Here is a 22,568-nt window from a genome sequence, read left to right as displayed (position 1 = left end):
GCCTACCTGGACATGAAGTACGACTCGAGCACCCCCTACGGGCTCAGCTGGGTCGGCTACGTCCCGGTGCAGAAGGCCTACGACTGGGACCCGACGACCACCACCGCCAAGCTGGACGGCACCGCGCCGGTCGTCACGGCCGACAAGATCGCCGGCGTCGAGGCGGCGCTGTGGGCCGACCGGGCCTACGCGCCCAGCACCAGCCTGCCCACCTCCACCAGCCAGTTCCCCGAGCCCTCCGTCTACGCCGACCACATGAGCTTCCCGCGGCTGCCCGCCATCGCGGAGATCGGCTGGTCCCCGCAGTCCACCCACGACTGGACCAACTTCCGGCTGCGCCTGGCCGAGCAGGGGCCGCGCTGGACCGCCGCCGGCATCGGCTACTACCGCGCCCCCGACGTCCCCTGGCCGAGTACGCAGGGCGCGGTGGACGGCGTCCACACCGTCACCACCGGCAGCCAGGCGCTGGACAACCCGGGCGGCTCCACCGCCGGTGCCCAGCTCGACACCTGGGCGCTGCACGGCGGCAACAACCAGAAGTGGACCTTCACCCAGCAGGCCGACGGCTCCTACACCATCACCAACGGCGCCTCCGGCATGTGCGTCGACGTGAGCGGCGGCTCCATGACCGCGGGCGCCTCCGTCATCCAGTGGACGTGCACCGGCAACACCAACCAGCGCTGGCGGCTCACCAAGCTCACGAGCGGTGAGTACACCATCGCCTCCGCCAAGAGCGGACTGCTGCTCAGCACCGCCTCGACGGCCAACGGCGCGAAGGTGACGCAGCAGGCCGACACGGGTTCGGCGCTTCAGCACTGGACGGTCGGATGAACCGCCGGGGCCGGTGACCCGCACAGGCGAACCGGCCCCGGCGCCGCCCTCCTCCCGGTGGGCCCTCCGGATGCTGACGCACCGTCAATCGGCTTTCGGCTGACTCTCGTTGGCCGTTGCGAGGTGTCTGCAACGGTCGGGTAACGGCACTGGACCACAGGGTCGCGCATGTTGATACCCTCTGCCCACGGCATGCTCATTCCTGCTTGAAAAAGCAGGGGATCAAGCAGCTTTGACCATGCACCGCTGCGCGGAAGACCTCCCCCGGGCAACGCGGCTTCGAGGAAGCGCAGCAGACGGTCGTCCCCGCGGTCCGGCACACAGCCGTCGCGGCTCTCCCATCCCAGGTACGGCCCGCTCGGGCGGGTCCGCAGTACTAAGGCGGTACTGGCAGTGCAAAAACGAATGTTCGCTCTCACCGCGGTGTGTGTCGCGGCCACGCTCACCCTGACGGCCTGCGGCGGCAGCGGCGGCAGCGGCGGAGACGGCAAGGTCACGCTGAAGCTGGTCGCGGCCGACTACGGCGACAAGGCGAGCAACAGCTCCGCCGCCTACTGGAAGGACGTGGCCAAGCGGTTCGAGGAGACGAACCCCACGATCGAGGTGGACGTCCAGGTCATCAACTGGAACGACATCGACGCCCAGGTCAAGACGATGATCCAGAGCGGGAACGTGCCGGACGTCCTCCAGACCGGCGGCTACGCCGACAAGGTCGCGGACGACCTGCTGTACAAGGCCGAGGACGTCCTGTCGATCTCCACCCAGGGCAACCTCATCGACACGTTCGCCGAGGCCGGGAAGGTCGACGGCGTCCAGTACGGCATCCCGTTCGTCTCCTCCGCCCGCGCCTTCTTCTACAACAAGGAGATCTTCCGCGAGGCCGGCATCACCGAGGCCCCCAAGTCCTGGGACGACATCAAGAAGGCGGCCGAGCGGATCAAGAAGCAGGTCCCGGGCGTCACCCCGTACGCGCTGCCCCTCGGCCCCGAGGAGGCACAGGGCGAGTCCCTGATCTGGGAGCTCGGCAACGGCGGCGGCTTCACCGACACATCGGGCAAGTACACCCTGAACAGCCCCAAGAACATCAACACCTTCGCGTGGCTGAAGAAGAACCTGGTGGACACCCGGCTGACCTACCCCAACCCGGCCACCACGGACCGCAAGACCGCCTTCGCCGACTTCGCCGCCGGCAAGGTCGCCATGCTCAACGGCCACCCCTCCCTCATCGGGATGGCCGAGGAGGGCAAGGTCGAGTACGGCGTCGCCCCGATCCCCGGCAAGGAGGGCGCCCTCAAGGCCACCCTGGGCGTGGCCGACTGGACGATGGCCTTCAAGCAGAACGGCCACAAGAACGAGATCAAGAAGTTCCTGGACTTCGCCTACTCGGAGCAGAACACGCTGAAGTTCCTCGAGACGTACAACCTCATGCCGGTCACCCAGGACGCCCTGCGGCAGATGCAGTCCAGCGGTGAACACAAGGACCTGGAGCCGTTCTTCGCCCTGCTCCCGTACGCGGCGTTCTACCCGCTCGGCGACACCACCTGGGACGTCGTCTCCGCGGAGATCAAGAAGAGCGGCGGCACGGCCGTCAGCTCGGACCCCGCGAAGGTGCTCGGCGCCCTTCAGGAGAAGGCGCACCAGGCCGTGGCGGACCAGTAACGAGCCTCACCAGGGCGGCCGTCGGGCCGCCCGCGTCACCTCCGTGCGTGGGGAGGCCCGGTTTCCGTCCTCCCCACGCCTGCCCACCGTCGCGCCCACCGACGCCGTACAGCACGGGCGCGGACTACAGAAGGGTCCCTGTGTCCACGCACCACGCTGTCCGACGGGCCCGCAGGCCCGGCAGGGCGCCCCGTCGCAGGCGGTCACCCGGACTCGGCAGACTCGGCCCGCTGCCCTGGATAGGACCAGCTGTCCTGCTCATCCTGCTCGTCGTCGTGTGGCCCGTCTACGAGATGGTCCGCACCTCCTTGCTCCGCATCAGCAGCAGCGGCTTCGTCCGCGGAACGGCGGGCCTCGACAAGTACCGCCGGCTCACCGACGAGCCCGCTCTGACATCCGTGCTGCTCGCCACGGTCGTCTGGACCCTGAGCGTGGTCGCCCTGACCATGGTCCTCTCGCTCGCCCTGGCCCAGTTGTTCAACCAGAGGTTCCCCGGGCGACGTGTGACCCGCTGGGCGCTGATCGCCCCGTGGGCGGCATCCGTGGTCATGACCGCCATCGGATTCAAGTGGATGCTCGACCGCACCGCGGGCGTCCTCAACACGGCCATGACCGACCTGGGACTCATCGACGGCCCCAAGGACTGGCTCGGGGCCCCCTCCACGGCATGGCCCTGGATGATCGTCGTGGCCGTCTTCGTCTCGCTTCCCTTCACCACGTACACCCTGCTGGCAGGTCTGCAGACCATCCCCGACGAGGTCTACGAAGCGGCGACGGTGGACGGGGCCGGAACCTGGCGGACCTACTGGCACATCACCCTGCCACTGCTCAGGCCCGCCCTCCTGGTGGGCCTCGTGATCAACCTGATCAACGTCTTCAACTCGTTCCCCATCATCTGGAGCATGACCCGCGGCGGGCCGGACAGCGCCACGGCCACGACGACCGTCTTCACCTTCCAGCTCAAGAACACCGACATCGGCGAATCCGCGGCCATGTCGGTCGTCAACTTCGCTCTGGTGCTGGTCATGGTCGCCGTCTTCCTCAAGGCCACCCGCTGGAACGACGAGGAGTCCCGATGAGGCGCCGCAAGCCGGAGCGGAGCACCCCCCGCACCCTCCTGATCGCCGCCACGGCCTGGCTGCTCGCCGGGGTGTTCCTCCTGCCGTACGCGGAGATGCTCGTCACCGCCGTGCGCCCCGCCGCCGAACTGCGCGACCCCACCTATCTGCCCGATGAGTTCGCGTGGTCCAACTTCGTCGGCGTCTGGCGCGAGTCGAACCTCGGAACGAACCTGCGGGTCACCCTCCTGGTGGCCGCGGGCTCCACGGTGCTCGTACTGCTGGTCGCCCTGCCCGCCGCCTACTGCACGGCCCGGATGGCCTATCGCGGACGCAAGCTCTTCCTGCTGCTGGTCCTGGTCACCCAGATGTTCCAGCCGACCTCGCTGCTCGTGGGCCTCTACCGCGAGTTCTACCAGCTGAACATGCTGAACTCCGTCTGGACGCTCATCCTGTGCAACGCCGCGTTCAACCTGGCCTTCGCCATCTGGATCCTGACGGCGTACATCCGTTCCATCCCGGTGTCCCTGGAGGAGGCCGCGATGATCGACGGCCTCGGCCGGTTCGGCGCCCTGGTCCGGGTCACGCTGCCGCTGGCCATGCCGGGTGTGGTGACCGCCGGGATCTTCACCTTCATCGCGGCCTGGAACGAGTTCGTCATGGGCCTGACCCTGTCCACGATCCCCGAGAGCCAGCCGCTCACCGTGGGCATCAACAGCTTCATCGGCAACTACACCGTCCAGTGGAACTACCTGTTCGCCGGCTCGGTCATCGCGATCGTTCCCGTGGTCGTCCTGTTCGCCGTCATCGAACGCAAGGTCGTGTCGGGCCTCACGGCCGGATCCGTGAAGTGACCGCCCGCACCACCTCCCCCGGCCGCGACGCAGCGCCGGCCCCCCACGCCTTCTCCACCCCCGCCCCGTCACAGTCCCGAGGAGCACGCATGACCCTCCGCACGCCGTCCAGGACGTCCGTCGAGATCGCCACGCAGCCGGACTGCTGGAGCCGAGCGGTGGCGTCCCTGCCCGCCCACGCCGACGTGCTGCCCCGGCGTGGCGAACGCGTGGCGGTCGTCGGCTGTGGAACCTCCTGGTTCATGGCCCTCGCCCACGCCCGGCTGCGCGAAGCCGGCGGCCACGGCGAGACCCACGCCTTCGCCGCCTCGGAGTTCCTGCCCGGCCGCAACTACGACAGGGTCCTGGCCATCACCCGTTCCGGCACGACGACGGAGGTCCTCCAGCTCCTGGCCCGGATCAAGGGCACGGTGCCCACCGCCGTCATCACCGCCGTCGCCGACTCACCCGTCGCGGACGCCGCCGACTCCGTCGCCGTCCTGGACTTCGCCGACGAGGAGTCGGTGGTCCAGACGCGGTTCGCGACCACCGCCCTCGCCCTGCTGCGCGGCCATCTGGAGTCCGTCGGCGCCCTGCCCGCCGGTGTACGCCCGCTCGCGCGGGCCGTCGAGGACGCCAGGACCGCGGTCGCCATGCCGCTGGCGGCGCCGCTGCTCACCGCTGAACAGGTCACCTTCCTCGGCGTCGGATGGACGTACGGCCTCGCACTCGAAGCCGGCCTCAAGATGCGGGAGGCCGCGGGCGTGTGGACCGAGGCGTACCCGGCGATGGAGTACCGGCACGGTCCCATCAGCATCGCCGCGCCCGGCCGCGTGACCTGGATGCTCGGCACCGCACCGCAGGGGCTGGCCGACGACGTGGTCCGGGCCGGCGGCACGTTCGTCGGCGCTTCGGGGCAGGCGGCCGAGGACCTCGATCCGATGGCCGACCTCATCCTCGCCCAACGGCTCGCGGTGGCCCTGGCCGAGGCGGGCGGCCAGGACCCGGACCGGCCCCGCAACCTCACCCGTTCCGTCGTCCTCGCCGAGGCCGACCATGCGTGACCCCGCCCCACGCGAATGCGTCATCGCGCTCGACGTCGGCGGGACCAGCATGAAGGGAGCGCTGTTCGACTCAGGCCTCGGCTTTCTGAGCACCCTGCGCCGGCCGACCCCTCGGCGCAGCGGCCCCGACGCCGTCGTCTCGGCGATCGCCGCGGCGCTGTGCGCCATCAAGGGGCACGCCACCGCGCGCGGGCTGCGGATCCGCGCCACCACGGTGGTCGTGCCCGGCATCGTCGACGAAGAGGCCGAACGCGCCGTCTACTCGGCCAACATCGGCTGGCGCGACCTGCCCCTCGCGGCCCTGCTGCGCGCCGCGACAGGGCTGTCCCTCACCGTCGGGCACGACATCCGCGCCGGCGGACTCGCCGAATGCGGGCTCGGCGCGGCCCGCGGCGCCCGCGACGTGCTGTTCGTGCCGATCGGAACGAGCATCTCCGGGGCGGTGGTCTGCGACGGACAGGCCGTGCGCGCGGGCGGATACGCCGGAGAACTCGGCCACATGGTCGTCGAGCCCGATGGCATGCCCTGTCCCTGCGGCCGCCGCGGCTGTCTGGAGACGGTCGCCTCGGCCGCGTCGATCGAGAGGGCCTACGCCCGGCGCTGCGGCCGGCCCGTCAAGGGCGCGCTGGAGGTCGCCGCGCTCGTGGCGCAGGGCGACCGTGAGGCCCGCCTGATCTGGCGGCGCGCCGTCGGCGCGCTGGCCAGGGCGCTCACCGCGTACAGCACCCTGCTCGCACCCGAGGTGATCGTGGTGGGCGGCGGCCTCGCCGAGGCCGGTGGCCTGCTGCTGGATCCGCTGCGGGCCCGGCTCGCCGAGGAACTCACCTTCCAGCGCCGCCCCACCGTGCTGCGCGCGGAGCTCGGCGACCAGGCGGCCTGCTTCGGAGCGGGCCTGCGGGCGTGGCAGGAGGCGTCCCGGACCGCGGCCGGTTCCGCGCCCGACGCCGCCCCGTAGCCCGCGACCGACGCGCGGGAGTGCCGCCCGCGGTGAATCCGCCGCCGTCGCAGTGCCGCGCGGATTCGCCGCCGGTACCGGTGTCCACCACCAGCCGTTCAGCACCCCATCGTGGAGAGAGCTCATGCCCCTCGTATCGACCGATGCCATCGTCGGCCCCGCGCGCGGCCGGCGCTCGGGTGTCGGAGCCTTCAACGTCGTGCAGATCGAGCACGCCGAGGCCATCGTCACCGGGGCCGAGGAGGCGGGACTGCCGGTCATCCTCCAGATCAGCGAGAACACCGCGCGGTACCACGGTTCCCTCGCACCGATCGGCCTCGCCTCGCTCGCCCTGGCCCGCGCGGCAGGCGTTGCGGTCGCCGTGCACCTGGACCACGCCGAATGCACCGAACTGGTCCAGGAGGCGATCGAGCTGGGCTTCACCTCGGTGATGTTCGACGCCTCGAAACTCCCGTACGAGGAGAACGTGGCGGTCACCCGTGACGTCACCGCGCACTGTCACCGCTCGGACGTGTGGGTCGAGGCCGAACTCGGCGAGGTCGGCGGCAAGGACGGGGCCCACGCCCCCGGAGTCCGGACCGATCCGGACGAGGCCCGCGCCTTCACCGAGGCGACCGGTGTGGACGCCCTGGCCGTGGCAGTGGGCAGCTCGCACGCCATGGTCACCCGTGACGCGGCGCTGGACTTCACCCTCATCGCCCGGCTCCGGGAGGCCGTCGACGTCCCTCTGGTGCTGCACGGCTCCTCGGGCGTCGCGGACGGCGACCTCGCCAGGGCGGTGGAGGCGGGGATGACCAAAGTGAACGTGTCGACCCACCTCAACAGGATCTTCACCCGAGCGGTCCGCGAGCGGCTCCTCGAAGACCCCGGCACGGTGGACTCCCGTAGGTACCTCGGCCCCGCCCGCACCGGGGTCGAGACCGAGGTGACCCGTCTGCTGGGTCTTCTGGCGACCGGCTGAGTCCGGGCGACCGGCGTCCCGGTCCGTGGACGGGGACGGGGACGCCGGCCGGCGGTGCGCGCCGCGGCTCCCCGGGAAAGGGCGGCACACAAGAGGGGAGGGCCCCTCCACCACATGGGTGGAGGGGCCCTCCCCTCTGCGCTGCGCCGTTAGGCGGTGGCGCGGTTCCACTGCTGGTTCTGACCGTTGTTGCAGGTCCACTGGTCCAGCTGCGCGCCGTCGGTGGTGGCCCAGTCCGCCACGTCCAGGCACTTGCCGCTGTGCCGGGCGACGAGCTGCACATACCCCGCGGTGTCGGACGCCAGGACCTTCCACTGCTGCGAGGTGGTGCTGTCGCAGGTCGCCTGGACGATCTTGGCGCCGTCCGCGGTCGACCCGTCGGCCACGGCCAGGCACTTGCCACTGTGCCGCGCCATGAGCTGGACGTAGCCGGTGGAGCCCACACTCTTGAAGTTGAAGTGCTGGTTGACGCCGTTGCCGCAGCCCCACTGGATCAGCTCGGCGCCGTCGGCGGAGCTGAAGTTGGCGACGTCGGCGCACTTACCGCTGTTGCGGGCCTTGAGGGACTCCCAGACCACGTTCATGCCGTTCACCGTGCCGGCGGCGGTGTCGATCGTGATCCGCGGCGAGTAGTCCAGCGACAGCGTGGTCTTGGAGGGGAACTTCAGCGGCAGCCACACGTACTGCGAGTCGTTGACCATGCCGCCCATCGAGTTGCCCCAGCGGTCGCCCATGTAGAGGTAGCCGGTGCCCTTGGTGCCCTGGACGGGCAGGACGTAGGCCGTCTGGCTGCGGAAGGCGGTGGAGTCACCGACGTCCTTCAGACCGCTCCAGGCGCCGGTGATGCTGGTGGCGGTGGCGTACTTCTGCTGGTTGGGGGCCCAGCCGGTGGCGCCGGAGGTGAGCAGGAAGTACACGCCGTTGCGCTTGAACATCGCGGGGGCCTCGCGCCACTGGCTCGACCACAGCTTCTGCACCTGGGCGTCGATGCCGGTGTAGTCGGCGGTGAGGCGGTAGACGTGCAGGTCGGCGTTCTCGTTGGCGGCGGAGATCATGTAGCCGGTGCCGTCGGTGTCGACGAACGTGGTGATGTCCCGGGACATGTGGCCGAGCGGGCGGAAGCTGCCCTTCCAGGTGTAGTCGCCGTCGACGGTGTCGGACACGGCCACGGCGGCGCGGGCCTCGCCGTAGTCGGTGGCGTTCTCCTTGTGCATCCACATCACGAACTTGCCGGTGGCGGCGTTGTACACGACCTTGGGCCGCTCGATGTTCGCCGACTGCAGCTCGGGGTCGGTGGCCTGGGTGAGGACGTGCTTGCGGAACTCCCAGTTCTTGAGGTCCGTCGAGCGGTACGCGGAGACGTAGCGGAAGGTGTTGTCGGCGTTGCGGTTCTCACCGAACCAGTAGTAGTACTGGCCGACCTTCACGACGCCGCCGCCGTGGGCGTGTACGGGATTTCCGGTGGTGTCGGTGAACTGAGTGGCGTTGGTGATCGACACCGAGGCCGCGTGGGCGGTGCCGACGGCACCGACAAGGGTCAGAAGGAGGGCGGAGAGAGCGGCGAGGACCGCTGACACCTGCGTTCTTCTGCGAGACATGGCACTTACCTCTTGCTGGTCGGACTTGGCATGCGCACGCGCCAGCCGGACGAACCCATGACGGGGGCGTACGGACATGCGGTACGAGGAGGGCGACGAGGCGATCCACCCGGCTTCGGACGAGGCGGGAGTCGGGCCGTCGTGGCCCCGGACACGTGTCGAGGAGTGGGCAGCTACTGCCGACGGGGGATGCCGGGCAGTGGCATCGGCCCCGCCGACCCAGTCCTCGACGGGCCGGAGCGGTGGTGGCCGGCGTGTTACGCCGGTGTGTCGTCCCTTCGTGTTTGCGTTAACACCACGCGGTTGGAGAGAGTGTGGAAGCCGGACGGAAGCGTGTCAAGGGATGTGTGCCGCGCCACTCCCGGCGGAGCCCGCCGTGTGCGTCGCCTGGCGCTCCGTGCAGCCGCTGTTACCGTTGGTCGAAAGGGTTTCAGCGCCGACATTCCCTGGAGCGGCGCCCGTTTTCACCTGGAGATCCCGGTCTGAGTAGGTCGTGCCATGGCCGCCGAAAAAGCAGAGAAAACACCCCCGTCGAATCGGCGCGGGAAGCCGCCCTCCATGGCGGACGTGGCGAAGCTGGCGGGTGTTTCGTCGCAGACGGTGTCACGTGTGGCGAACGACCGGCAGAACGTGGACGCGTCGACGCGCGAGCGGGTGCTGTCGGCGATGAAGGTGCTGGGCTATCGACCGAACACGGCCGCCCGTGCCCTGGTCACAGGGCGGTTCAGGGCCCTGGGCGTGATCAGCTTCGACATCAGCGCGTACGGCAACGCGCGGACCTTCGCGGCGATCTCGGACGCGGCGCGTGCGTCGGAGTTCTCGGTGAACCTCATGGGGGCGCGAGCGCGGACAGAGGCCGCGGTGCGCAAGGCGTTCGAGCATCTGGCCGTGCAGTCGGTGGACGGGGTCGTGGTGGTGGAGTCGCAGATCCTGGACACGCCGCAGTTGCGCCTGCCGCAGTCGATGCCGGTGGTCGTCGCCGACGGCTCCACGGGTCACCACTATCCGCAGGTGGACGTGGACCAGGCCCTGGGCGCGCGAAGCGTGGTCGAACACCTGCTGGACCTGGGGCATCGCACGGTGTGGCATGTGGCGGGTCCACGCGACGCGTATGCGGCACATCGGCGTGCCGAAGCGTGGCAGGCCGCGCTGACGGCGGCCGGCGCCGAGACTCCACCGGTCCTGTACGGGGACTGGTCGTCGCTGTCGGGGTACTGGGCGGGGCTGGAGCTGGCGTCGCGCGACGATGTGACGGCGGTGTTCGCGGCGAACGACCAGATGGCGCTGGGGGTGCTGCGAGCGTTGCGTGAGGCGGGGCGCGAGGTGCCGTACGAGGTGAGTGTGGCGGGGTTCGACGACATCCCGGAGGCGGAGTTCATCCCGCCCCCGCTGACAACGGTGCGGCAGGACTTCGAGGCGGTGGGGCGGCAGTGTGTGCGGCTGCTGCTCGACGAGATCGCCCATCGGGCCGACGTCCCACGGTGGACGACGGTGGCTCCTGCGCTGGTGGTGCGCCGGTCCACGGCACCCCCGCCCACGCGCTGACAACCGCCGGCCGCACGCGTGCCTGTCCGCAGGCCGCGGTGCGCGCCGACGTGCCGGTCGACGTGGTGCCGGGCACGGCGGAGGCCATGCCGGTCTGGCGCGCCGCGGCCTCCCTGTCTGCCCCGTCCCGTCCCGGCCTCGTCGAAAGTGCGGGCGGGCCCGAGCGGTTCCGGGCCCGCGGCGCCCCGCCCTCTCCGGCCCGAAGGCTTACCGGGCCGCGGGGCGTGAGCTGGCCCGCGGCGACCGCGTCGTCGAGGAGTCCCTCCGGCGCGAACATGGCGGCGACGAGGCTGACGGGATCGTCCGGGACGGCGCCACGACAGGGCTCGGCCGCCCGCAGAGCCACCACCAAGTCGTATACCTTCAGAGGCAGTTGCGCGCTGCGGGGCACCCTCATCTTTTTCGCGCCCCGGGACTTCGGGAAGGCCGCCGCAGGGACCGGCATTCGGCGGCACGACCCGGTGAGGCGCCGCGGCGACGGCTCCCAGGCCGAGTGGTGACCCCGGCCCGCCGGTCTGACCGGCGGGCCGACGCCCAGAGACCGCTCTGGCGTTCTGAGATCCGCTCCGGTGTCCTGTCCGGGCCCAGGCCCGGGCGTTCTGACACCGCCCTCGGCGTGCACGTGTCTCGCGTGCCGCGGAACCCCGAGACCCGCCCCGACGTCGCGCTACCGATCCGCCCCGACGCGTCTCGATCCGCGGTGACGCGTCTCGATCCGACTTGCTGCATCTCGATCCGCCGTGGCGAAGGCCGACCCCCGTGGCGAAGACCCGATCCGCCGTGGCGAAGGCCGACCCCCGTGGCGATAGCCCGGCCCCCGTGACGAAGACCTGATCCGCCGTGACGAAGCGTTCCGCCGAGCCGGAGGCCGGGTTGTCGGCCCGCGGCGACCGCGTCGCGCGGCGCCTCGGGCCGGGCGGGTCGGCGCGCTTCGCCGACCCGTCACCGCGGCCTTCTGCCCGCCGACCCGTCACCGCGGCCTTCTGCCCGCCGGCCCGGCCCCGGCAGGGGCAGGTCCGCGGTCTCGACAGCGGCTCCGGCACCACAAGAAATCGACTTCACGCCATGCCCTGACGCCAAGGTCGTGACTTCCAGCCAAGGTCACAGTCCGAGCCTGACATGTACGCGTAAACATGTCAGCGTTCCGTGCTGTCGGAGAGCGAGGGGAACGGACGCCGATCCCGCCGCTGCGTCCGGCAGGCACACGCACTCCTGTGCCACCAGTTCCCCGCGGTCGGACCAACCCCGTCCGTCCGTTCCGTACCGGCCGACGGACCCGTCGACCTCCCTGCCAGGAGTCTCGTTGAGACGTACTCTCCGCCAGGCGGCAACCGTCGGTGCCCTCATATCGGGCGCCGCGATGCTCGCCGTCACACTCCCCGCCAGCGCCACCGCAGGCCCCTCCGCCGCCACCGGCTCCGCCACCCCCGAGGCGCAGTCCGCCGCCGTCGTCCCCAAGGCGCGAGCCGGAGCCCTGGCTGCCCGGCTGACCCCCGCCCAGAGCGCCGCGCTCCTGGCCGAAGCCCGCGCGGACCGCGTGGTCACGGCCAAGGCCCTCGGTCTCGGCGACAAGGAGACGCTGGTCCCCAAGTCCGTCCTCAAGGACACCGACGGCACCCTGCACACCCGCTACGACCGCACCTTCGCGGGCCTGCCCGTTCTCGGCGGTGACCTGGTCACCCACACCGCTCCCGGCGGTGCGCTGAAGGGCGTCAGCAAGGCCACCGGGGCGACCAGGATCAACGTCACCTCCCTCGTCCCGGTCAAGTCGGCCCAGTTCGCGAAGGACTACGCCGTCGGCCGGGCCGAGGCCGAGAAGGTGAAGGCCCCGACGGCCGACACCGTGCGCAAGGTGGTCTGGGCCGCCTCGCGCACCCCGGTCCTGGCCTGGGAAAGCGTCGTCGGCGGCACCCAGCACGACGGCACTCCCTCCGAGCTGCACGTCGTCACCGACGCCGGGACCGGCAAGAGGCTGTTCGAGTACCAGGCAGTCAAGAACGGTGTGGGCCACGGACAGTACAACGGCCAGGTCACCATCGGCACTTCGGGATCCGCCGGCAACTACCTCCTCAAGGACGACACCCGCGGGGGCAACCGGACCACCGACCTCGGCCACGTCAGCGACGACTACGCCACCGGCACGCTGTTCACCGACGCGGACGACGTCTGGAGCGACGGCTCGCCCTCCAACAACCAGACCGCCGGAGTGGACGCGCACTACGGCGCCCAGCTGACGTGGGACTACTTCAAGAACGTCCACGGCCGCAACGGCATCCGGAACGACGGCGTCTCCGCCTACAGCCGTGTGCACTACGGGAACACGTACACCAACGCCTTCTGGTGGGACTACTGCTTCTGCATGACCTACGGTGACGGGGACTACAACACCAACCCGCTCACCTCGATCGACGTGGCCGCCCACGAGATGGCACACGGCGTCACCTCCAACACCGCGGGACTGCGCTACAGCGGAGAGTCCGGCGGACTGAACGAGGCCACGTCCGACATCTTCGGCGCCGTGGTGGAGTTCTGGGCGAACAACCCGTCCGACCCGGGTGACTACTTCGAGGGCGAGAAGATCAACCTCAACGGCGACGGCACACCGCTGCGCTACATGGACAAGCCGTCCAAGGACGGGGACTCCGCGGACTACTGGAACACGAACCTGTACCAGCTCGACGTCCACTACTCCTCGGGCCCGGCCAACCACTGGTTCTACCTGGCCTCGGAGGGCAGCGGAGCCAAGCTCGTCAACGGCGTCAACTACAACTCGCCCACCTCCGACGGCAAGCCGGTCAACCCGATCGGCCGCGATGCCGCAGCGAAGGTCTGGTACCGCGCGCTGACGACGTACATGACGTCGACCACCGACTACGCGGGCGCCCGGACGGCCACCCTTCAGGCCGCCGCCGACCTGTACGGTGCCAACGGCGTCGTCTACAACAACGTGGGCAACGCCTGGGCCGCCGTCAACGTCGGCCCCCGTATGACCCAGGGCGTGACCCTGACCAGCCCCGGTGACCAGGTCTCGACGACCACCGCGGCGGTCAGCCTCCAGATCCAGGCCGTCACCAGCAACGCCGGGGCCACCCTGAACTACACGGCCACCGGTCTGCCCGCCGGCCTGACGCTCAACGCGTCCACCGGCAAGATCACCGGCACACCCACCACGAACGGCAACTCCACCGTCACCCTCACGGTCAAGGACTCCACCGGCGCTCTCGACGTGGTGACCTTCTCCTGGCTCGTCTACACGCCCGGCAACTGCACCACGACACAACTGCTCGGCAACCCCGGCTTCGAGTCCGGCAAGACCGTCTGGAGCACGATCGGCTCCTCCTACATGATCAGTGACGACAACTCCTGGCTGCCCGCGCGCACCGGCACCTGGAAGGCCCTGCTCGGCGGTCACGGCTCCACCGCCACCGACACGATGACGCAGACCGTGTACGTGCCCTACGGCTGCAAGGCCACGGTCTCCTTCTGGCTTCGCATCCTCACCAACGAGTCGACCAAGACGATCCCCTACGACAAGCTGACCGTCCAGGCCAACGGCACCACACTGGCGACGTACTCCAACCTCAACGCGAGCTCCGGGTACGTCCAGAAGTCGATCGACCTCAGCTCGGTCGGCGGCCAGTACATCACCCTGAAGTTCACGAGCACCGAGGACCTGGCCGCCCCGACCTACTTCATGGTCGACGACACCGCGTTCACCATCCACCCCTGACACGTCGAGACACGGCGAGGCCTGTCCCCCGAGAGGGGACGGGCCTCGCCCGCGTCATGGGAAGCGGTCCGGCGCGGTCAGCTCCACTGGATCGACGAGGTCCGGTCGTTCATGAACTCGCCGATGTAGTACTGGCCGTACTGGTAGCCGGTGTGGTCCCCGGTGTAGAACGGTCCGTCGAAGTGATCCGCGTAGCAGTTGGCGTAGGTGCGGAACGAGGAGATGTTGTCGCTCCACGGGGCGCGCCAGAAGCTGAACTCCCACTCCGGGCCGTCGAGGGCCGTGGTGCAGCCGTAGTCGGCGGAGAGCACATAGGTCGAACCGGCCCATCCGATGTGCCAGTACTCGATGCCGATGACGGTGCTGCCCTGCGCCGCCGTCGGCCGGGTGGACGAGGCGGTGGAGGAGGGGTGCTTGGCCGCGGTCTCGTCGAGCCGTGCGGCGAAGCGCGGGTCGTTCAGGGCCGACCGCGCGTCGGCCGGTGCGTCGGTGATCTTGCCGCCGGTCGCCGACGAGATGGCCGCGGTGAAGCTGCTGAAGCACGACACCTGGTCCGCGCGGGACAGGTGCACCACGCAGTGCCGGCCCGCCTTGGGCTGCGGCGCGCCGCGGCCGGCGGGCGCGCTGTCGCCGTGCGCGGAGGCGGGCGCCGCGAGCCCGGCGGCGACGATGCCCGCGACGGCCAGAAGCCGGGCGGCCCGCCGCACGAACGGCCGGCGCGGACGGGAAGTCGAGCGCGGATGTGGATCCGACGATGAACGCTTGACGACGCGCATGACGTCGTTCCCCCTTCGAGACCGTGACGAGCCGGATCGGCCCGTCTTCGGAACGTGGGACCGACGGTAGAGGCGCGGTGCCGCCGCGGGCATCCGTGCCGGCACGGAGCGTGACTCCCGTGCCGGCCCCGATGCGCCAGGGCGTCGGATCCGGGACACTTCACGGACCGGCTTCCTTCCCGGCGATCCCCCCACACGGTCAGGACCAGGTACTTCACGGCCGGCGCGGCGAAGATCGACCGTCCTGGGGCTGGGTCGCCACCGGAGGCGGAGTCGGCGCCGACAGCCCGGCCGACAGGGGCGTGACCCGCACGGAGCCGATCCCGAACTCCGCCCACACCCCTATCGGCTGGAAGGCCACCTCATGGCCGTGCGTCAGCCGCGTTCAGTCAGGCGTCGGCGCGGACCGCTGTGCGAGGTCCGCGGGTGTGTCGCTCGCGGCGCGACGGGCCGGGATCGCCGCCCGGGTGACGAACGGCGCGAGCCCCCGACCAGGACCGTCCGCTGACCTTGTTCCTGCTGGATCTCTGCCATTCCGGTGACGCGGCGACCCTCCCCTGGCACCAGAGGATGCCCGCGGCACACCGGCGTGCCTGGGTGGTCGCGGCCTGCGCACGGCGCACGGACTGACCGAGGACACCCTCACCCTGGCGGTCGTCGGGCGCTTCAACAACGGCAAGTCGACCCTGCTCAACGCCCTGCTCGGCGAGCGCACCCACCCGGTGGACACACCTGCCGACCAGGGCCCTCTGGTGACGGGCTACTACCCGTCCACGCCGGTCATCACCACCGTCTCGTACAACTCGGAACCCGTTGTCGAGGCCGTCCATGTCAACGGCCGCCGGGAGCCGTGGGACTGGGAGCGCTACTGGAACGAGTCGACCCTGCTGAACAGCAGGCCGGGGCAGGTCGGGGGAGAGCGCGGGCGTCCGGGAGTTCCAGATCGGCTACCCGGCCACGCTGTGCGAGGCGGGTGTGGTCCTGCTCGACACCCCGGGACTCGACGAGGACGAACTGCGGACCAGAGTGACGCGCGGCGCCAGCGAGTTCTGCGACGCGGTGATCGCCGTCTACCGCTCGGAAGCCCTGATGGGCACCGATGAACTGGCCCAGATCGACGCGCTGACCAGAAGCGGCCTCCATGTGTTCACGGTGATCAACGACATCGACGGCAGGGCCGGCGCGGAACTGCCCGGGTATGTGTGGAACCGGTATGTGCACGGGCATCTGGGCGGACCGCGGTACGACGGCCAGGACCTGGCGGAGCACGACCTCTTCGTCGTGGACGTGGAACGGGCGCGCCGGGGACGCCGCTCGGCGGACCAGGAGGAGATCGACGCCTCGGGCCTCCCGGCGCTGGAGGCCCGTCTCGCGGACTTCCTGGTGAACGAACGGCAGGACCTGCATCTCGACCCCTACGTCCGTGAGGCGCTCCTGTGCGCGGGCGAGCTGGAGGAGCAACTGCGCGGGCGGGTACGCGCCGTGACACCGGCCGACGCGCGGCACGTGGACGGCGGCCCCGATCCGGTCGCGGCGCTGCACGCGATCCGCGGGCGGGTGACGGTTCTGGACGACACCTTCCGCGAGTACGCGGAGCGAGCCGTGCACGCCCTCGCCGTCAGCCTCCTGCGGGAGATCGACGAGCTCAGGAGGGAACTGCCCGCACGCGTCGACTCCCTGGACCTCCGCCTGGGACGTCTGACAGGGGTGCTCCAGGCCAAACGCGCCAGCGAGACGCTGAACACCGCGATCAGCGAGCTGGTCGTGCACCGGCTCGACGCCTGGTGCGAGGTGATCGCGCAGGAACACCTGAACCCCCTGCTCGCGGAACTGTCCGAGGGGCTCGACGACGAGCTCGGCGCACTGAGCCAGGAGCTCACGGCCGTCCGGCTGCGCCTGGGCTGGGAGGAACTGCCGAGCGACCGGATCACGCCCGTGCGGCACCGCATGCTCGCGGCGACCGCCGGGTTCACGCTCGGCGGGCTGGGCGTCGGGCTCGCCGGCGGGGTCGCGGGCTGGCGGGGGGTGGCCGCGGGGACCACGGCCACGGCGCTGCTGATCGGCCTGGTGGGGGTGGCGCCGTTGTTCCTGCCGGCGGTCGCGGCCGCCGCGGTCGTCGCGGGAGCGGGCGCCGGCAGTCACCGGCTGGAGGCCCGTATCAAGCGCTCCACCCTCGACGCGGCGGACGCCTGGCTCGCGGACCTCCCGCCGCCGCACTGCCGCGGCTGACCGACCAGGTGCACTCCGCGTTCGACGACGTCCGGGCCGTGGTGCTGGCCTCGGTGAGCGCGCTGATCGACGAGGAGGAGCAGCTGATCAGCCGTGCCGCGGCGGACAGCGCGGCCGAGCGCGCCCAGCGCGAGTCCGAGCTTGGCCGTCTGCGCGAGGCTCTGGCCCAGGTCACGGAGGGCCGTTCCCGGCTGGAACGGATGTCGTCCGACGGCACGTCGACCCACGGCTGACACCCGACGACGAGGGGTGCGCGTTCACACTCGCCCGGCCGCGACGCCCCCGTCCGGCGACGTGAGCGGCCTGCGGCTGGCACGTGGGTGGCCTGCGGCTGGCGAGCGGCGGTGACAGGCGCGGGTCCAGGCTCGTCCGGGCCGTGTCGAAATCGTCCGAGGGTGGGGGGCAGCGTCGTGGCCCTCCCTGCGGCACGGGCGGGTCTCGGCGCGCCCCCGTCGGTGCGCGGCTGACGAGCGGCGGTGACCGGCGTCGAGGCTCCTCGGCTGCGGCGCCCCGCGTCTGGCGGTGTGGCTGGTGGCCTGTGGCTGACTACCAGCGGTGACAGGCGCGGGTCCAGGCTCGCCCCCGGCCGTGCCGGAATCGTCCGACGGTCAGCGGGCGGCGTCGTGCCCTCCCTGCGCCAGGGGCGGACCGTGGCGCGCCACGGTCGGTGTGCGGCTGACGATTGGCGGTGGCAGGCAGGTGTTCGTCCGGCCGTGCCGGAACCGTTCGACGGTGGGCGGGCGGCGTCGTGCCCTTCTGCCAGCACGGGCGTGGGCCACGGCGCGCAACCGTCGGCGTGCGGGCGACGAGCGGCGGTGACCGGCGTGCAGGCTCGTCCGGCCGCCGTGCCCTTTCGCCTGGTGGCGTGGGCGGTCTGTGGCTGGCGAGTGGCGGTGAGGGGCGTGTGTCCAGGCTCGTCCGGCCGCCGTGCCCCTTTGCCTGGTGGCGTGGGCGGTCTGTGGCTGGCGAGTGGCGGTGAGGGGCGTGTGTCCAGGCTCGTTCGGCCGTTGCGGAATCGTCCGTGGGCGGGTGGCGTCGTGGCCTTCCGACGGCACGGGCGGGTCTCGGCACGCCCCCGTCGGTGCGCGGCTGACGAGCGGCGGTGACCGGCGTCCAGGCTCGTCGGCCGCGGCGGCCGCCCCGCCCGAGGGCATCTCGGGCCGCGGCCGACGAGCCGCGGTGACCCGCGTCCACGCCTGCCCGGCCGCGACGCCCTCCGTCCGGGGGCGGGCGGCCAGCGCGGCGCCCCCGTCCGGGCGCGGGCGGCCAGAGCGACGAACCCCACCGGCGCCACCCACCGGCCACCACGCCACGCCACGCCCCGCCCCACGACTCGCGCGATCTTCTTGAAATACCGAACCGCTCGGTTTAGTTTTATCGAAGTGAAGGCGCCACGCCCAGGACCGAGCCAGGCGCCCCACTCTCCGAAAGGGACTCCCATGCGTTACGCAGTACTCGGCACCGGAAGCGTCGGCCGGACCCTCGCCGCCAAGCTCGACTCTCTGGGGCACGAGGTGGTCGTCGGGACCCGGGACGCCGAGGCCACCCTCGCCCGGACCGACCCCGACACCTTCGGAAACCCGCCCTTCGCCCAGTGGCTGGCCGAGCACGACCGGGTGCGGCTGCTGGACTTCGCGGAGGCGGCCGCTTTCGGTGAGGCGGTGCTGAACACCACCTCCGGCACCGCCTCGCTCCAGGCCCTCGAAGCCGCGGGCGGCGACAACCTGGCGGGGAAGGTCCTGCTGGACGTCGCCAATCCGCTGGACTTCTCCCAGGGCATGCCGCCGTCGCTGAACCCGGTGAACACCGACAGCCTCGGCGAGCAGATCCAGCGCGCCTTCCCCGGGGCGAAGGTCGTCAAGACGCTCAACACCATGAACGCCGCGATCATGGTGGAGCCGTCCCGCGTGGCCGGACCGCACAACGTCTTCGTCTCCGGCGACAACGCCGGCGCCAAGAAGCACGTCACCGAACTGCTCGCCGAGTTCGGCTGGCCCGAGGCGAGCGTGATCGACCTCGGCGACATCAGCACCGCGCGCGGCGCCGAGATGCTGCTGCCCGTCTGGCTGCGCCTGTACGGAGCGTTCGGCCACGCCGAGTTCAACTTCCACATCCAGGGCGCCCGGACCGACGCCTGACCGAGCACCGCGCGGGCGGTGCGGCCGGCCATGGCGCCGAACCCGTACCGAACCGCTCGGTGCGGTAACCCTCTATCCTGCGACGATGCGCGAGACAAACACCGTCAGGAGCGCGGGACGGCCCCGTTCCGCCGAGAAGGACGCGGCGATCCTGCAGGCCGCGCTCGAACTCCTGGCCTCCCACGGGTACACCCGGATGAGCCTGAGCCAGGTGGCCGCGGCCGCGCAGGTCAGCAAGTCGACCATCCATCTGCGCTGGAAGACCAAGGCGGACCTGGTCACCGCGGCCCTGGAAGCCATGCGCATGGTGCACGCCCCGCCCGCGAGCGGCGACACGCGCACGGACCTGGTGGCCGTCCTGGAGGACTTCGCCGAGACGATCCGCAGGGTGCGCGGCATGGCCCTGATCGGCACCTGCCTGGCCGAGGAGGCCCACACCCCCGACCTGCTCGCCCTGCTGCGCGAACGCACGGTCCTGCCCCGCCGGGCCCTTCTGCGGGAGATCCTCGAAGGGGCCCGGGAGCGTGGCGAGATCCGCGAGGACGCCGACCCGGAGGCGGCCGTCTCCGCCCTGCTCGGCCCGTTCTACGCCGACTACCTGGGCGGCCGCGGCGGCCACCACGGATGGGCCGGACAGGCCGTCGACCTGGTCCTGTCCGGCCTGCGCCCACCCGGCCCCTGACGTCCGCGACGCCCCCCGGCGGCCCCCCGGCCCACTGTGACTTCTCCCACCCGCTCTTGCCCAGGACGGAAAGGGCTACCTACGTTCGACCGCATGTCCTCCCATGACCCCGCTGCCGTCGAGTTCGCCGTAGACCTCACGGCCCACGAAATGCTCCGGCGCGCACACGTCCTGGACGCCCTCGGTCCCGACTGGGACCCGGGCGCCGCGCTGCGCGGTGAGGAAGAGGCGTACGACCTGCTGTACTCCGGCCTCGACGCGGACCAGCAGCGTGTGTACGACGAACTCGTCGAGGCCGGTGTGCTGCCACCCCGAGGGGGCGGCCATGCTGCCCCTTGACCCGCAGGCGGACATCGGCCGCCGCGCCTGGGTCGCCTGCCCGAACTGCGACGACCACCAGGGCTGCGGAGACTGCGCGCAGCAGCGCAGTTGCTCGCGGCACTGGCGCTATCTGCTCTCCAACACGGGCAGTCTGCTGCACCTCCAGTGCAGCGGGTGCGCCCATGTCTGGACGCACGAGACGGGTTTCGGCGCCACTCGCTCCCTGTGGAAGCGCATCACCGGCACCCCGTGAGGCCGGTCGGCGGATCGGGCCCCGCTTTCGGATGACCCTGCCGTCCGGCTCCGCGCACGAAGGGCCGTCCTGCCCCAGGATCGCGGTCGGCGGTCAAAGCCCGGCCGCCGTCCACCAGCCCGGAGGCAGCCGTGCGCATCCTGCTCGTGGCCAGCGCGTTCAACAGCCTCACCCAGCGAGTCCACGCCGAACTGCGCGACCGCGGCCACAAGGTCGCCGTCGAACTCGCCCTCCCGGACAGCTCACTGCCGCAGGCCGTGCGGCGGCACGATCCGGAGATCGTCGTCGCGCCGATGCTGAAGACGGTGATCCCCGAGGAGGTGTGGTCGGCGTACACCTGCCTGGTCGTCCATCCGGGGCCGGTGGGTGACCGGGGCCCGTCCTCCCTGGACTGGGCGATCCACGAGGGCGTAACCCGGTGGGGCGTGACGGTCCTGCAGGCCGACGCGGAGATGGACGCGGGGGACGTGTGGGCCTCGGTGCTGTACCCGGTCCCGCCCGTGGCCAAGAGCGATCTGTACCGGGGTGAGGTCGCCGACGCGGCGCTCACCGCCGTCCTGCTCGCCGTGGAGCGCTTCGCGAGCGGCACCCACGTCCCGCTCCGGCAGGACGAGGAGGGCCTGGCCGGGGCCGCCCCGCGGGTCAGGCCGTATCTCGACCAGAGCGTCCGGCGGATCCACTGGGACGCGGACTCCACCGAGACCGTCGTCCGCAAGCTGCGGGCGGCCGAGTCGCAGCCCGGTGTGCTGGACGAACTGCTGGGCGGGGAGTGGTACCTGCACGGCGGTCACGCCGAGAGCGCGCTGCGCGGCCGGCCGGGCGAACTGCTGGCCACCCGGACGGGGGCGATCTGCCGCGCCACCACCGACGGTGCCGTGTGGATCCCCGAACTGCGCCCGCGACGCCTGCCCGGACAGCCGCCCACCTTCAAGCTCCCCGCCGCGCGGGCCCTCGGCGACCGGCTGCCGGCCCTGCCCGAGCTCACCCCGCCCGCGCTGCCCGACGGACGCGACGGCACCTGGACGGACATCCGTTACCGGGAGGAGGGCGACGCGGGCTTCCTGTCGTTCTCCTTCCCGGGCGGGGCCATGAGCACCGGACAGTGCCGGCGGCTCCTGGACGCCTACCGCGCGGCGTGCGCCCGACCCACCTCCGTGCTGGTGCTGGGCGGCGAGCGGGACTTCTTCTCCAACGGCATCCACCTCAACGTCATCGAGGCCGCCGCCGACCCCGCCGCCGAGTCATGGGCGAACATCAACGCCATCGACGACCTCGTCGAGGCGGTCCTGACCACGACGGACCGGCTGGTGGTCGCCGCCGTCGGGGGCAACGCGGCGGCGGGCGGGGTGATGCTCGCCCTGGCGGCGGACGAGGTGTGGTGCCGCTCCGGGGCCGTACTGAACCCCCACTACCGCCTGATGGGGCTGTACGGCTCCGAGTACTGGACGTACACCCTGCCCCGCAGGGCCGGTGCCGCCGAGGCCGAACGGCTGATGCGGGAGGCGCTGCCCGTGAGCTCGGCCGGCGCCCTGAACCTCGGTCTCGCGGACCGGGTGCTCGACTGCGGGCCCGCCGACTTCGCGCGGGAGGTCGGCGCCCTCGCGGCTCGGCTCGCGTCCCACCCGGCCACGGCGCCCCGGGTCCTCGCGAAGAAGGCGGAACTCGACCGGCAGGAGGCCGTGGCCCCGCTGGCAGCCTTCCGTGAGCGGGAGCTGGACCGGATGCGCCGCACCTTCGAGGACCCCGGCGCCCCGTACCACGCGCTGCGCCGGGCGTTCGTCCGCAAGGAGCGGCCACGGGGCACCCCCGAGCACCTCACCGGCCCTCCGGTTGCGCCGAACGACTCCATCCCCTCTGTGACCCATGTCACCGGAACGGCCCTCGTCGATGTCTCAGAGCGGCCGAACGGCTGATACGAAGAGAAACGACGGCCCG

The 22,568-nt window shown here is 71.3% G+C and carries 18 protein-coding genes and 1 pseudogene; 17 read left to right on the top strand and 2 right to left on the bottom strand.

The features are described from left to right. From ABZZ79_RS34855 to ABZZ79_RS34825, 7 genes are all read left to right on the top strand, one after another. A partial coding sequence (locus ABZZ79_RS34855; protein WP_356695804.1) for an RICIN domain-containing protein occupies positions 1–831 on the top strand: 831 nt, incomplete at its 5' end. A 405-nt stretch (positions 832–1,236) separates the two neighbouring features. Further along, complete coding sequence (locus ABZZ79_RS34850; RefSeq protein WP_356695802.1) at positions 1,237–2,490, top strand: extracellular solute-binding protein; 1,254 nt, start codon at positions 1,237–1,239, stop codon at positions 2,488–2,490. A gap of 140 nt (positions 2,491–2,630) precedes the next feature. Beyond that, positions 2,631–3,569: a sugar ABC transporter permease gene (locus tag ABZZ79_RS34845; protein WP_356695800.1), complete on the top strand. Its 939-nt coding sequence runs from the start codon at positions 2,631–2,633 to the stop codon at positions 3,567–3,569. Then, positions 3,566–4,402 (top strand): carbohydrate ABC transporter permease, encoded by an 837-nt coding sequence (locus ABZZ79_RS34840; protein WP_356695798.1) that lies wholly within the window; start codon positions 3,566–3,568, stop codon positions 4,400–4,402. Before ABZZ79_RS34845 ends, ABZZ79_RS34840 begins: the two co-directional genes overlap by 4 nt. Before the next feature lie 89 nt (positions 4,403–4,491). Beyond that, entirely contained in the window at positions 4,492–5,445 is a 954-nt protein-coding gene (locus ABZZ79_RS34835; RefSeq protein WP_356695796.1) for an SIS domain-containing protein, read from the top strand. Continuing rightward, on the top strand, positions 5,438–6,400 hold the full coding sequence (locus ABZZ79_RS34830) for an ROK family protein (RefSeq protein WP_356695794.1): 963 nt from the start codon (positions 5,438–5,440) through the stop codon (positions 6,398–6,400). Before ABZZ79_RS34835 ends, ABZZ79_RS34830 begins: the two co-directional genes overlap by 8 nt. A gap of 124 nt (positions 6,401–6,524) precedes the next feature. Then, complete coding sequence (locus tag ABZZ79_RS34825; protein WP_356695792.1) at positions 6,525–7,361, top strand: class II fructose-bisphosphate aldolase; 837 nt, start codon at positions 6,525–6,527, stop codon at positions 7,359–7,361. Positions 7,362–7,510: 149 nt separating this feature from the next. On the opposite strand, the gene ABZZ79_RS34820 is transcribed toward ABZZ79_RS34825, so the two are convergent. After that, positions 7,511–8,959, bottom strand: coding sequence for an RICIN domain-containing protein (locus tag ABZZ79_RS34820; protein WP_356695790.1), 1,449 nt, complete (start codon positions 8,957–8,959; stop codon positions 7,511–7,513). Positions 8,960–9,517: 558 nt separating this feature from the next. Between ABZZ79_RS34820 and ABZZ79_RS34815 the strand changes: the two genes are divergently transcribed. Next, on the top strand, positions 9,518–10,504 hold the full coding sequence (locus ABZZ79_RS34815) for a LacI family DNA-binding transcriptional regulator (protein ID WP_356695788.1): 987 nt from the start codon (positions 9,518–9,520) through the stop codon (positions 10,502–10,504). A 1,360-nt stretch (positions 10,505–11,864) separates the two neighbouring features. Further along, a complete protein-coding gene (locus ABZZ79_RS34810; protein ID WP_356695810.1) occupies positions 11,865–14,234 on the top strand; it encodes a M4 family metallopeptidase in 2,370 nt (789 codons plus the stop codon). A gap of 77 nt (positions 14,235–14,311) precedes the next feature. Here the strand turns inward: ABZZ79_RS34810 and ABZZ79_RS34805 are convergent, their stop codons facing one another. Further along, a complete protein-coding gene (locus ABZZ79_RS34805; RefSeq protein WP_356695786.1) occupies positions 14,312–15,010 on the bottom strand; it encodes a hypothetical protein in 699 nt (232 codons plus the stop codon). 557 nt (positions 15,011–15,567) lie between these two features. Here ABZZ79_RS34805 and ABZZ79_RS34800 point away from each other — a divergent pair. The 8 genes and pseudogenes from ABZZ79_RS34800 to ABZZ79_RS34765 form a co-directional block, all read left to right on the top strand. Beyond that, positions 15,568–15,726: pseudogene (locus tag ABZZ79_RS34800) on the top strand (dynamin family protein); the annotation flags it as partial. A 259-nt stretch (positions 15,727–15,985) separates the two neighbouring features. After that, on the top strand, positions 15,986–17,239 hold the full coding sequence (locus ABZZ79_RS34795; RefSeq protein WP_356695784.1) for a hypothetical protein: 1,254 nt from the start codon (positions 15,986–15,988) through the stop codon (positions 17,237–17,239). 8 nt (positions 17,240–17,247) lie between these two features. Next, entirely contained in the window at positions 17,248–17,472 is a 225-nt protein-coding gene (locus tag ABZZ79_RS34790) for a hypothetical protein (protein WP_356695782.1), read from the top strand. Positions 17,473–18,678: 1,206 nt separating this feature from the next. Next, a complete protein-coding gene (locus ABZZ79_RS34785) occupies positions 18,679–19,377 on the top strand; it encodes an NAD(P)-binding domain-containing protein (RefSeq protein WP_356695780.1) in 699 nt (232 codons plus the stop codon). Positions 19,378–19,462: 85 nt separating this feature from the next. Next, complete coding sequence (locus tag ABZZ79_RS34780; protein ID WP_356695778.1) at positions 19,463–20,059, top strand: TetR/AcrR family transcriptional regulator; 597 nt, start codon at positions 19,463–19,465, stop codon at positions 20,057–20,059. A gap of 93 nt (positions 20,060–20,152) precedes the next feature. Then, positions 20,153–20,398 carry a DUF6400 family protein gene (locus tag ABZZ79_RS34775; RefSeq protein WP_356695776.1) on the top strand — a complete coding sequence of 82 codons (246 nt, stop codon included), beginning with the start codon at positions 20,153–20,155 and terminating at the stop codon, positions 20,396–20,398. After that, positions 20,385–20,633: a hypothetical protein gene (locus ABZZ79_RS34770; protein WP_356695774.1), complete on the top strand. Its 249-nt coding sequence runs from the start codon at positions 20,385–20,387 to the stop codon at positions 20,631–20,633. The genes ABZZ79_RS34775 and ABZZ79_RS34770 overlap by 14 nt, the downstream gene beginning before the upstream one ends. Before the next feature lie 131 nt (positions 20,634–20,764). Then, entirely contained in the window at positions 20,765–22,546 is a 1,782-nt protein-coding gene (locus ABZZ79_RS34765; protein WP_356695772.1) for a hydrogenase maturation protein, read from the top strand. Positions 22,547–22,568: the final 22 nt, after the last annotated feature.

The organism is Streptomyces sp. NPDC006458, assembly GCF_040612135.1.
Classification (GTDB): Bacteria; Actinomycetota; Actinomycetes; order Streptomycetales; family Streptomycetaceae; genus Streptomyces.
Note: the sequence above shows the minus strand (reverse complement) of the source record. Positions and strands in the feature narration are given on the sequence as shown.

Coding starts and splice junctions, on each gene's coding strand:
- ABZZ79_RS34850 (WP_356695802.1), top strand. CDS start 1,237: ATGTTCGCTCTCACCGCGGTGTGTGTCGCGGCCACGCTCACCCTGACG.
- ABZZ79_RS34840 (WP_356695798.1), top strand. CDS start 3,566: ATGAGGCGCCGCAAGCCGGAGCGGAGCACCCCCCGCACCCTCCTGATC.
- ABZZ79_RS34835 (WP_356695796.1), top strand. CDS start 4,492: ATGACCCTCCGCACGCCGTCCAGGACGTCCGTCGAGATCGCCACGCAG.
- ABZZ79_RS34830 (WP_356695794.1), top strand. CDS start 5,438: ATGCGTGACCCCGCCCCACGCGAATGCGTCATCGCGCTCGACGTCGGC.
- ABZZ79_RS34825 (WP_356695792.1), top strand. CDS start 6,525: ATGCCCCTCGTATCGACCGATGCCATCGTCGGCCCCGCGCGCGGCCGG.
- ABZZ79_RS34820 (WP_356695790.1), bottom strand. CDS start 8,959: ATGTCTCGCAGAAGAACGCAGGTGTCAGCGGTCCTCGCCGCTCTCTCC.
- ABZZ79_RS34815 (WP_356695788.1), top strand. CDS start 9,518: ATGGCGGACGTGGCGAAGCTGGCGGGTGTTTCGTCGCAGACGGTGTCA.
- ABZZ79_RS34810 (WP_356695810.1), top strand. CDS start 11,865: ATGCTCGCCGTCACACTCCCCGCCAGCGCCACCGCAGGCCCCTCCGCC.
- ABZZ79_RS34805 (WP_356695786.1), bottom strand. CDS start 15,010: ATGCGCGTCGTCAAGCGTTCATCGTCGGATCCACATCCGCGCTCGACT.
- ABZZ79_RS34785 (WP_356695780.1), top strand. CDS start 18,679: ATGCGTTACGCAGTACTCGGCACCGGAAGCGTCGGCCGGACCCTCGCC.
- ABZZ79_RS34780 (WP_356695778.1), top strand. CDS start 19,463: ATGCGCGAGACAAACACCGTCAGGAGCGCGGGACGGCCCCGTTCCGCC.
- ABZZ79_RS34775 (WP_356695776.1), top strand. CDS start 20,153: ATGTCCTCCCATGACCCCGCTGCCGTCGAGTTCGCCGTAGACCTCACG.
- ABZZ79_RS34770 (WP_356695774.1), top strand. CDS start 20,385: ATGCTGCCCCTTGACCCGCAGGCGGACATCGGCCGCCGCGCCTGGGTC.